The following is a 10167-nucleotide window of genomic DNA, read 5'->3' as shown; positions in this document are numbered from 1 at the left end:
CCACGGCGGCGCACAGCATCATGCCCTCGGCGCCCAGGTTGACGATGCCGGCCTTCTCGTTGATGAGCAGGCCCAGCGAGGCCAGTGCCAGGACGGTGCCGGCGCTGAGCGTGGCGCCCAGCAGCAGTGCGTAGGATTCCATCAGTTGCGCCCTCCCCTGGCGCCGACCCAGCGCACGCGATAGGCAATCAAGGTGTCGCAGGCCAGCAGCGTGAACAGCAGCAAGCCCTGGAACACGCCTGTCAGCGATTTGGGCAGCCCAAGGCGCGACTGCGCCAGCTCGCCGCCGATGTAGAACATGCTCATCAAAATGGCCGACAGCACCATGCCCACCGGGTGCAGGCGCCCGACGAAGGCGACGATGATGGCGGCAAAGCCGTAGCCGGCCGGCACGTAGGGCGTGAGCTGGCCGATGGGGCCGGCCACCTCCAGCGCGCCCGCCAGGCCGGCCGTGGCGCCCGAGATGAGCAGTGCCGTCCACAGCGCGCGGCGCGAGGAAAAGCCGGCATAGCGCGCCGCCGCGGGCGCCAGTCCCCCCACCTGCAGGGCAAAGCCCGCGCGGGTGCGAAACAAAAACACCCACAGGAGCGCCGCGCTGGCCAGCGCCAGCGGCAGGCCGATGGTCACGCGCGAGCCGGCAAACAGCTTGGGGATCTGCGTGACCCGCTCGAACATGCGCGTCTGCGGGAAGTTGTAGCCCAGCGGGTCCTTCCAGGGGCCATAGACCAGGTAGCTCAGCAGCAGCGTGGCCACATAGACCAGCATCAGGCTGACCAGGATCTCGTTGGCGTTGAAGCGGTCGCGCAGGAAGGCGACGATGCCCGCCCAGACCATGCCGCCGAGCATGCCCGCCACCAGGATGGCCGGGATGATCCACGGCCCGGTGGTCTTGTCCGCCAGCAGGGCGGTGCCGCCCGCGGCGATCGCGCCGATGACGAACTGCCCTTCGGCGCCGATGTTCCAGACGTTGGAGCGAAAGCACACCGCCAGGCCCAGCGCCACCAGCAGGAGCGGCGTGGCCTTGACGGCCAGCTCGCCCAGGGCGTAGGCCGACTTGACCGGCTCCCAGAAGAAGACCTGCAGGCCGCGCACCGGGTCCTTGCCCAGCAGCACGAACAACAGCACGCCGATGGCCACCGTGATGGCCAGTGCCAGCAGGGGCGAGCCCCAGGTCCACAGGCGCGAGGCCTGCGGCCGCGCCTCAAGCTTGAGCATGGCCGCCCTCCCCTGCCGCCTGGCGGGCCAGGTGCTCCTGCACCTCGGCATGCCACAGTCCGCTCATCCATTCGCCAATGCGCTCGACGCTGGCCTCTGCGCGCGGCACCGAGGGCGACAGACGGCCCTTGGCCAGCACGTGCAGCCGGTCGCAGATCTCGAACAGCTCGTCCAGCTCCTCGCTGACCACCAGCACGGCGCAGCCGGCGTCGCGCAGTTTCAGGATCTCGCCGCGGATCTGCGCGGCCGCGCCCACGTCCACACCCCAGGTCGGCTGCGAGACGATGAGCAGCTTCGGGCGGGCGTCGATCTCGCGCCCGACGATGAATTTCTGCAGGTTGCCGCCCGACAGCGAGCGCGCCGGCGCGTCCGGGCCGCCGGCCTTGACGCCAAAGCGGGTGATGATGTCCTGCGCCTGGCTTCTCAGGCGGCGCATGCGCAGCCAGCCGCCCGCGCCCACGGCATTGCCGCGCGTGAGCAGCAGGTTGTGCGCCAGGCCCATGGTGGGCACGGCGCCGCGGCCCAGGCGCTCCTCGGGCACGAAATGCAGGCCGAGCTGGCGCCGCTGGCGCGGCCGCAGCCGGCCGGCGGGGCGGCCCGCCACCTCGACCATGGCGGGCGCGGCGCGCGTGTCCTCGCCCGACAGCGCGTAGAGCAGCTCCTTCTGCCCATTGCCCGAGATGCCGGCGATGCCCACCACCTCGCCGGCGCGCACCTCCAGGTCGATGCTGACCAGCGGCACGCCGAACGGGTCGCCCGCCTCCAGCGACAGGCCCTGGGTGCACAGCACGACCTCGCCCACCCGGGCGTCGCGGTGATCAAGCGCCGGCGGCTCGGCGCCGATCATCATGCGCGACAGCGAGGCGTTGGACTCTACCGACGGGTCGCACACGCCCGTCACGCGGCCGCCGCGCACCACCGTGCAGGCGGTGCACAGCTCGCGGATCTCGTGCAGCTTGTGGCTGATGTAGAGGATGCTGCAGCCCTCGCGGCTGAGCTGGCGCAGCACGACGAAGAGCTTATCCACCGCCTGCGGCGTGAGCACCGAGGTTGGCTCGTCGAGGATCAAGAGGCGCGGATTGGTCAGCAGCGCCCGGATGATCTCCACGCGCTGCATCTCGCCCACCGACAGCGTGTGCACGGGGCGGGCGGGGTCGATGTCCAGGCCGTACTCGTTGGCCTTTTCGGTGATGCGGCGCGTCACCTCAGCCAGGCTCTGGCGCCTGTCCAGGCCCAGCCAGACGTTCTCGGCCACCGTGAGGGTGTCGAACAGGCTGAAATGCTGGAACACCATGGCGATGCCCAGTGCGCGCGCCTCCTGCGGGTTTCTGACCTGCACGGCGCGGCCGTCAAACCACATCTCGCCCTCGTCGGGACGGGTTGCGCCGTAGATGATCTTCATCAGCGTGGACTTGCCCGCGCCGTTCTCGCCCAGCACGGCGTGCACCTCGCCCGGCTGCACCGTGAGCGAGACGCCATCGTTGGCCACCACGGCCGGATAGCGCTTGGTGATGCCCGTCAATTGCAGTCGCGGCGGCGCGGCGGCCGCCCCGGCACTAGGGGGTGTGGGATTCATCCTGCGATTGTCTCCGAAGTTCGCCGGCAGCAATTTTTCATGAAAACCACTTGTGGCGCTTGTCCCGCATCGTCTTCAAGCTATGGTTTCCGTAGCGACAGAGCCACGTGCCTGATGGCCTCGCGCAGCCATGCCCCCGCCGCCGAGGGGTGGGCGCGCGGGTGCCAGAGCTGGTAGTAGACCAGCCGCGGAAAGTCCAGCGGCGGCGGCAGCACCGCCAGCGGCAGCACCTGCGCATAGCGCTCGCAGAACTGCCGGCCGGTGGTCAGCACCAGCAGCCCGCCCGCCACCATGGCCGGGATCAGGCTGAAATGCGCGCAGCGCACGGTGATGTTGCGCGCCAGCCCCAGACCGTCCAGGTGCGCGTCGATCACGCCGCGCGCCCCCGGGTGCGTGGGCGTGGGCGCGATGTGCTCGGCCGCCAGCCACTCCTGCAGCTGCCAGCCGCGGCGCAGCGCCGGGTGCTCGCGCGCCACCAGGCAGACCACCTCGTCGGCGAACAGGCGCGACTGGTGCAGCTCGCCTGGCGGCTCGGGCCAGTTGGCGATCACCACGTCGGCCTCGCCCTGCGCCAGGTGCGCCTGGTAGTGGGCATTGGCCGACAGGGGCAGAACCTCCACCGTGCACGCGGGCGCCTCGGCCCGCAGGTGCGCCACCAGGCGCGGCAGGAACAGCGGATCGAGGTAGGCGCTGGCGGCGATGCGAAAGGCCCGGCGCGCGCTGCGCGGCTCGAACCCGCGCGCATCGGAGAACAGCGCCTCGGCCGCGCGCAGGATGCTGGCGGCCGGCTCCACCATGGCCAGCGCCGCGTCGGTAGGCTGCATGCCCGCGCCCGAGCGCACCAGCAGCGGGTCGCCCGCCAGTTCGCGCAGGCGCCTGAGCGCGCCCGAGACCGCCGGCTGGTGCATGCCCAGGCGCAGCGCCGCCCGGGAGACGCTGCGCTCGGTGAGCACCGTATGCAGAACCCGGATGAGGTGGAGGTCGATCTTGTCGAAGAGGGCTTGGTCTCTCATGGCCGCCTGGGGCCCGCGCCAGCGCGAAAACAGCCGGCTACTCTACACGCCCGCCACGCCATAGCACGCGGGGCATCCCGGTTATAAGCGCGCCCATATGCCGCCGCCCCCCGGCGGTCCTACCCTCATGCCCATGACCATCTCCCGCCCCATCCGCTTCATCCGCCGCGGCCAGCGCGTGCAGCTGACCCACGTGCCGCCCGAGCGCACCCTGCTGCAACTGCTGCGCGAGGACCTTGGCGCCACCGGCACCAAGGAGGGCTGCGGCGAGGGCGACTGCGGCGCCTGCACCGTGGTGCTGGGCCGCGAGCGGGACGGCCGCATGCACTACGAGGCCGTCAACAGCTGCATCCGCCTGGCGCACTCGATCGACGGCATGGCGCTGTGGACGGTGGAGGACCTGACCCAGGACCCGCTGATCGAACCCCTGGACGAAGCGGCCGCGGCCGCCGACCTGCACCCGGTGCAGCAGGCCCTGCTGGACAACCACGCCACGCAGTGCGGTTTCTGCACCCCGGGCTTTGCCATGAGCCTGTTCGGCATGTACCAGACGCACGTCTGCGCCGGCCGCCCCATCGGCCGCGAGCTGGCCGCCACCGAGCTGTCGGGCAACCTGTGCCGCTGCACCGGCTACCGGCCCATCCTGGATGCCGCCGAGCAACTGCCCGGGCTGCCGCGCATGGCGGTGCGGGAGGACTCATTGCTACGCTTATTGGAGCAACTGGCCGAGGAAGGACGCGGGCCCGGGGCCGATTTCTCCTATGAAGCGCCCGAGACCCTGGCCGACCTGCTGGCCGCGCGCGCGGCCCACCCCGGGGCCCAGGTAGTCGCCGGCTGCACCGACGTGGGCCTGTGGGTGACCAAGCAGCACCGCCAGTTCGCCCGCGTGCTGGACGTGACCCGCGCACGCGAGCTCGCCCGGGTGGCCGAGCAGGACGGCCACCTGGTGCTGGGCGCCGCCGTGTCGCTGACCGAGGCCTTTGCCGCGCTGGTCGCGCGCTGGCCGCAGCTGGCGCGCTTTGCCGCGCGCTTTGCCGGCCTGCCCGTGCGCAACGCCGGCACGCTGGGCGGCAACGTGGCCAACGGCTCGCCCATCGGCGACTCCATGCCGCTGCTGATCGCGCTGGGTGCCCAGGTCGAGCTGGCCAGCACGCGCGGCAGCCGGCGCTTGGCGCTGGAGGCGCTCTACACGGGCTACCGGCAAAACGCCATGGCGGCCGACGAGCTGCTGACCTTCATCCGCGTGCCTCTGCCCGCGGCCGACCAGCTGCTGGCGGTCTACAAGGTCTCCAAGCGCTTCGACGACGACATCTCCGCCGTGTGCCTGGCCTTCAACCTGAGCATTCGCGAGGGCCGGGTGCAGCAGGCGCGCATCGGCGCCGGCGGCGTGGCGGCCACACCCGCGCGTGCGCGCCAGACCGAGGCGCTGCTGGCCGGCCAGCCCTGGAGCGAGGACACGGCCCGGCGCGCCGGCGCCGCCCTGCAGGCGGAGTTCCAGCCCATCAGCGACATGCGCGCCAGCAGCGCCTACCGCCGCGAGCTGCTGGCCGCGCTGGCCCTGCGCCTGTGGCACGAGCACGGGCCGGCGCCGCACGACACGCTGCACGCGCTAGCCCCCTTGACCCCCGCCCCCCTGGAGGAGGCCGCGCCATGAAACGCGACGACATCGCCCTGGCCGCCGAGGGCGCGAGCGCCCCCGCCGTCGGCCGCTCGCACGTGCACGAGAGCGCCCGCGCCCAGGTGGCGGGCAGCGCCGCCTATATCGACGACCTGCCCGAGCTCAAGGGCACGCTCTATGCCGCGCCTATCCTGAGCCCGGTGGCCCACGGCACCGTGAACGGCCTGGACGCCAGCGCCGCCCTGGCACTGCCGGGCGTACGCGGCCTGGTGCTGGCCGAGGACATTCCGGGCGACCCCATTCTTGCCGCATTCGCGCACGACGAGGCCATCTTCGCGTCGGACGTCGTGCAGCACGTGGGCCAGGTCGTGGGCCTGGTGGTGGCCGACTCGGTCATGCTGGCGCGCCGCGCCGCGCGCGCCGTGCAGCTGGACATCACGCCACTGCCGGCCATCCTCACGGTGCAGCAGGCCCTGCAGGCGCAAAGCTGGGTGCTGCCGCCCGTGCATGTGCGCCGGGGCGACGCGGCCGCTGCGCTGCAGCAGGCGCCCCGGCGCCTGCAGGGGCGCTTTGAGGTGGGGGGCCAGGAGCACTTCTACCTGGAGGGGCAGATCGCCTACGCGCTGCCGCTGGAGCAGGGCCAGTGGTGGATCCACAGCGGCACCCAGCACCCGGGCGAGGTGCAGCACTGGGTGGCGCATGCGCTTGGCATCAGCAGCCACGCCGTGCGCGTGGAGTGCCGGCGCATGGGCGGGGGTTTTGGCGGCAAGGAGACCCAGGCCGGACACCTGGCCGTGTGGGCGGCGCTGGCGGCGCGCAAGTTTGGCTGCCCCGTCAAGCTGCGCCTGGACCGCGACGACGACTTCGTCGTCACCGGCAAGCGCCACCCGTTCGCCTATGAGTACGACGTGGGCTTCGACGCCACGGGCCGCATCGAGGGCTTGCAGCTCATGATGGCCGTCAACTGCGGGCACAGCGCTGACCTCTCGGGCGCGGTGGCCGACCGCGCGGTCTTCCACTGCGACAACGCCTATTTTCTGGAGCACGTGCAGATCGACTCCTACCGCTGCAAGACCCACCTGCAGAGCCATACGGCGTTTCGCGGCTTTGGCGGGCCGCAGGGCGTGCTGGCCATCGAGGTCATCCTGGGCGACATCGCCCGGCACCTGGGGCTGGACGCGCTGGACGTGCGCCTGCGCAACCTCTACGGCACCGAGGACCGCAACGTCACGCACTACCAGATGCAGGTCGAGGACAACATCCTGCACGAATTGCTACCGAAATTGGAGCAAACTTCCGGCTACAGACAACGGCAAAAGGCCATTTTCGAGTGGAACCGCGCAAGCCCCGTGCTCAAGCGCGGCTTGGCGCTCACCCCGGTCAAGTTCGGCATCAGCTTCACCGCCACGCTGTTCAACCAGGCGGGCGCCCTGGTCAACGTCTTCACCGACGGCAGCGTGCAGGTCAACCACGGCGGCACCGAGATGGGCCAGGGCCTGCACACCAAGGTGGCGCAGATCGTGGCCGACGAGCTGGGCGTGCCGCTCTCCCGCGTGCTGGTCACCGCCAGCGACACCAGCAAGGTGCCCAACGCCAGCGCCACCGCCGCCAGCAGCGGCACCGACCTGAACGGCCGCGCGGCGCAGTACGCGGCGCGCACCATCCGCGACAACCTGGCAGCCTTCGTCGCCGGGCTGGACCGCTGCGGCGCCGGGGCCGTGCGCTTCCAGGGCGGGCAGGTCATGTCCCCAACGGCCACGCGGCGCTGGGAGGACGTGGTCAAGGAGGCCTATGCCAACCGCATCCAGCTGTGGAGCGACGGCTTTTACCGCACGCCCAAGATCCACTACGACAAGACCACCCTCACGGGCCGGCCGTTCTTCTACTTCGCCTACGGCGCGGCCTGCACCGAGGTGGCCATCGACACGCACACCGGCGAGAGCCGCGTGCTGGCGGTGGACATCCTGCACGACGTGGGCCGCAGCATCAACCCGGCCATCGACATCGGCCAGATCGAGGGCGGCTTCGTGCAGGGCATGGGCTGGCTGACCACCGAGGAGCTGGTCTGGGACGAGCGCGGCCGCCTGGCCACGCACGCCCCGAGCACCTACAAGATCCCAGCCACGGGCGACGTGCCCGAACACCTGCGCGTGGCGCTCTGGCACGAGGCCAACCGCGAGGACAACGTGGGCGGCAGCAAGGCCGTGGGCGAGCCGCCCTTCATGCTGGCCATCAGCGTGTACGAGGCGTTGCGCAACGCGGTGGCCGCGGCGCGTGCGGATGGTGCAGACGGCGACGCAGCAGACGGCGCCCGGGTGGAGCTGCGCGCGCCGGCCACGGCCGAAAGCGTGCTGCGGGCGCTGGGCCGGCTGGGGTGAGGGACCCCTTCAGGCGCCGCGGAAGATGAAATACACCGCCCCCACCAGGCACAGCCCGGCCCACAGGTAGTCCCATTTGAGCGGCTCGCCTAGGTAGAGCGCGGCAAACGGCACGAACACCAGCAGCGTGATCACCTCCTGCAGGATCTTGAGCTGGCCGACGCTGAACTGGCTGTGGCCGATGCGGTTGGCCGGCACCTGCAGCAGGTACTCGAACAGCGCGATGCCCCAGCTCGCCAGGGCCGCCACGTACCAGGGCGCGGTGGCCAGGTTGCGCAGGTGGCCGTACCAGGCGAACGTCATGAAGACGTTGCTGGCCACCAGCAGCAGGATGGTCTGCAGCGGGATGGGCAGGTTCTGCAGCGCGTGCACGGAAAGACTCACTCGCCCAGGTAGGCTGCGCGCACGCGCGGGTCCTCCAGCAGCTGGTGGCCGCCGCCTTCCATGGTGATCAGGCCCGACTCCATCACGTAGCCCCGGTCGGCAATGGCCAGCGCGCGGCTGGCGTTCTGCTCGACCAGCACGATGGTCACGCCCAGAGCATAGACGTCGCGCACCACCTCGAAGATCTTGTCCACCATGATGGGCGACAGGCCCATGGAGGGCTCGTCCAGCAGCAACACCCGGGGCTGGCTCATCAGCGCCCGGCCCATGGCCAGCATCTGCTGCTCGCCGCCGCTCATGGTGCCGGCCAGCTGGTCGCGGCGCTCGCGCAGGCGCGGGAAAATGGCGAACATCTTCTCCACATCGGCCGCGATCCCGGCCTGGTCGCGCCGGGTGTAGGCGCCCATCAGCAGGTTCTCGGTGATCGACATGCGCGCGAACACGCCGCGCCCCTCGGGGACCATGACCAGGCCTTCCTTGACCAGGTCCCAGGCGCCGCGGCCGCGGATGCTGCGCCCCAGGTACTGGATGTCGCCGTCGTTCATGACCAGCGAGCCGGTGATGGCCTTCATGGTCGTGGTCTTGCCCGCGCCGTTGGAGCCGATCAGCGTGACCAGCTCGCCCTCGCGCACCTCCAGGTCCACGCCCTTGACGGCCTGGATGCCGCCATAGGCCACCTTCAGGCCCTGTACCTTGAGCAGCACCGGTTTCCCGGCCGTTGCGGCCGTTGCGGCCGTGCCTTCTGCCATTTGCGCCGTTTGCACCATGGGTCAATGTCCTCCGGTGCCGAGGTAGGCCTCGATCACCTTTTCGTTCTTCTGCACCTCGGCCGGTGTGCCCTCGGCGATCTGCTTGCCGTAGTCGAGCACGGTGACGCGGTCGCACAGGCCCATGACCAGCTTGACGTCGTGCTCGATCAGCAAGATGGTGCGGTTGTCGTTGCGGATGCGGTCGATCAGCTCGCGCAGCTGCACCTTCTCGGTGGCGTTCATGCCGGCGGCCGGCTCGTCCAGCGCGATCAGCTGCGGGTCGGTGGCCAGGGCCCGGGCGATCTCCAGGCGCCGCTGGTCGCCATAGGACAAGGTGCGCGCGCGAAAATCCGCGTACTGCGCGATGCCCACGTAGTCCAGCAGCTCGCGCGCCCGGGCGCGGATGGCCGCCTCCTCGTCCTTGAAGGCGCGGTTGCGCAGGATCGCCCCGATCAGGCCCGAGCGCGTGCGGATGTGCCGCCCCACCATGACGTTCTCCAGCGCCGTCATCTCGGCAAACAGCCGGATGTTCTGGAAAGTGCGCGCAATGCCGGCCTTGGCCACCAGATGCACGGCGCGCGGCTGGTAGGGCCGGCCGGCCAGCTCGAAGCTGCCTGCGTCGGGCGTGTACAGCCCGGTGATGACGTTGAAGAAGGTGGTCTTGCCCGCACCGTTGGGCCCGATCAGGCCGTAGACCTGGCCGCGCCGGATGGTGATGCCCACGTCCGACAGGGCCTGCAGGCCGCCGAAGCGCTTGGAGATGCCCGCGACCCTGAGCACCACCTCTTTTTCCGTTGTTTCTGCCATGTTCTTGACTGCCGAGGCTTGGGGGTTCAGGACTTCTGGGCCAGGCTCTTGCCATGTTCGGGCGCGGGCCACAGGCCGCGCGGGCGCAGCAGCATGACGATGATCATGGCCAGCGCGATCAGCAGCTGGCGCAGGATGGAGGCATCAAGCCGCCCGTCGGTCATGGCCTGCAGGGGCCCGGCCACGTAGCGCAGCACCTCGGGCAGCGCCGCCAGCAGCAGCGCCCCCAGGATCACCCCGGGGATGTGGCCGATGCCGCCCAGCACCACCATGGCGACGATCATGATGGACTCCATCAGGCTGAAGGACTCGGGCGAGACGAAGCCCTGGAAGGCGGCGAACATGGCGCCGGCCACGCCGCCGAACGACGCCCCCATGCCGAAGGCCAGCAGCTTCATGTTGCGCGTGTTGATGCCCATGGCCTTGG

At 70.6% G+C, this 10167-nt stretch carries 9 protein-coding genes and 1 pseudogene; 2 read left to right on the top strand and 8 right to left on the bottom strand.

Features of this window, described 5'->3' with window-relative positions; translation table 11 throughout:
- The 4 genes and pseudogenes from RT051_RS13680 to RT051_RS13665 form a co-directional block, all read right to left on the bottom strand.
- A pseudogene (locus RT051_RS13680) lies at positions 1–142 on the bottom strand (ABC transporter permease); the annotation flags it as partial.
- Entirely contained in the window at positions 142–1215 is a 1074-nt protein-coding gene (locus RT051_RS13675; protein WP_313077510.1) for an ABC transporter permease, read from the bottom strand. The gene RT051_RS13675 and the pseudogene RT051_RS13680, both read right to left, overlap by 1 nt.
- On the bottom strand, positions 1202–2791 hold the full coding sequence (locus RT051_RS13670) for an ABC transporter ATP-binding protein (RefSeq protein WP_313077509.1): 1590 nt from the start codon (positions 2789–2791) through the stop codon (positions 1202–1204). The genes RT051_RS13675 and RT051_RS13670 overlap by 14 nt, the downstream gene beginning before the upstream one ends.
- Before the next feature lie 80 nt (positions 2792–2871).
- Positions 2872–3804: a LysR family transcriptional regulator gene (locus RT051_RS13665; protein WP_313077508.1), complete on the bottom strand. Its 933-nt coding sequence runs from the start codon at positions 3802–3804 to the stop codon at positions 2872–2874.
- Between the two features lie 133 nt (positions 3805–3937).
- Here RT051_RS13665 and xdhA point away from each other — a divergent pair, with 133 nt between their 5' ends.
- Positions 3938–5458 (top strand): xanthine dehydrogenase small subunit, encoded by a 1521-nt coding sequence (xdhA, locus tag RT051_RS13660; RefSeq protein WP_313077507.1) that lies wholly within the window; start codon positions 3938–3940, stop codon positions 5456–5458.
- Positions 5455–7800 carry a xanthine dehydrogenase molybdopterin binding subunit gene (xdhB, locus tag RT051_RS13655; protein ID WP_313077506.1) on the top strand — a complete coding sequence of 782 codons (2346 nt, stop codon included), beginning with the start codon at positions 5455–5457 and terminating at the stop codon, positions 7798–7800. Before xdhA ends, xdhB begins: the two co-directional genes overlap by 4 nt.
- A 9-nt stretch (positions 7801–7809) precedes the next feature.
- Here the strand turns inward: xdhB and RT051_RS13650 are convergent, their stop codons facing one another.
- The 4 genes from RT051_RS13650 to RT051_RS13635 form a co-directional block, all read right to left on the bottom strand.
- On the bottom strand, positions 7810–8172 hold the full coding sequence (locus RT051_RS13650; RefSeq protein WP_313077513.1) for a DMT family protein: 363 nt from the start codon (positions 8170–8172) through the stop codon (positions 7810–7812).
- A gap of 8 nt (positions 8173–8180) precedes the next feature.
- Positions 8181–8933, bottom strand: a complete 753-nt coding sequence (locus RT051_RS13645) for an ABC transporter ATP-binding protein (RefSeq protein WP_313077511.1) — start codon at positions 8931–8933, stop codon at positions 8181–8183.
- Between the two features lie 21 nt (positions 8934–8954).
- Positions 8955–9740 carry an ABC transporter ATP-binding protein gene (locus RT051_RS13640; protein ID WP_313077505.1) on the bottom strand — a complete coding sequence of 262 codons (786 nt, stop codon included), beginning with the start codon at positions 9738–9740 and terminating at the stop codon, positions 8955–8957.
- 26 nt (positions 9741–9766) lie between these two features.
- On the bottom strand, positions 9767–10167 hold a 401-nt coding region (locus RT051_RS13635; protein ID WP_313077504.1), incomplete at its 5' end, for a branched-chain amino acid ABC transporter permease.

This window comes from Melaminivora sp., from assembly GCF_032059615.1.
In the GTDB taxonomy this organism is placed as follows: Bacteria; Pseudomonadota; Gammaproteobacteria; order Burkholderiales; family Burkholderiaceae_C; genus Melaminivora.
Note: the sequence above shows the minus strand (reverse complement) of the source record. Positions and strands in the feature narration are given on the sequence as shown.

Excerpts from the sequence above, each read along its gene's own strand:
- RT051_RS13675 (WP_313077510.1), bottom strand. The coding sequence starts at position 1,215 with ATGCTCAAGCTTGAGGCGCGGCCGCAGGCCTCGCGCCTGTGGACCTGG.
- RT051_RS13670 (WP_313077509.1), bottom strand. The coding sequence starts at position 2,791 with ATGAATCCCACACCCCCTAGTGCCGGGGCGGCCGCCGCGCCGCCGCGA.
- RT051_RS13665 (WP_313077508.1), bottom strand. The coding sequence starts at position 3,804 with ATGAGAGACCAAGCCCTCTTCGACAAGATCGACCTCCACCTCATCCGG.
- xdhA (WP_313077507.1), top strand. The coding sequence starts at position 3,938 with ATGACCATCTCCCGCCCCATCCGCTTCATCCGCCGCGGCCAGCGCGTG.
- xdhB (WP_313077506.1), top strand. The coding sequence starts at position 5,455 with ATGAAACGCGACGACATCGCCCTGGCCGCCGAGGGCGCGAGCGCCCCC.
- RT051_RS13645 (WP_313077511.1), bottom strand. The coding sequence starts at position 8,933 with ATGGCAGAAGGCACGGCCGCAACGGCCGCAACGGCCGGGAAACCGGTG.
- RT051_RS13640 (WP_313077505.1), bottom strand. The coding sequence starts at position 9,740 with ATGGCAGAAACAACGGAAAAAGAGGTGGTGCTCAGGGTCGCGGGCATC.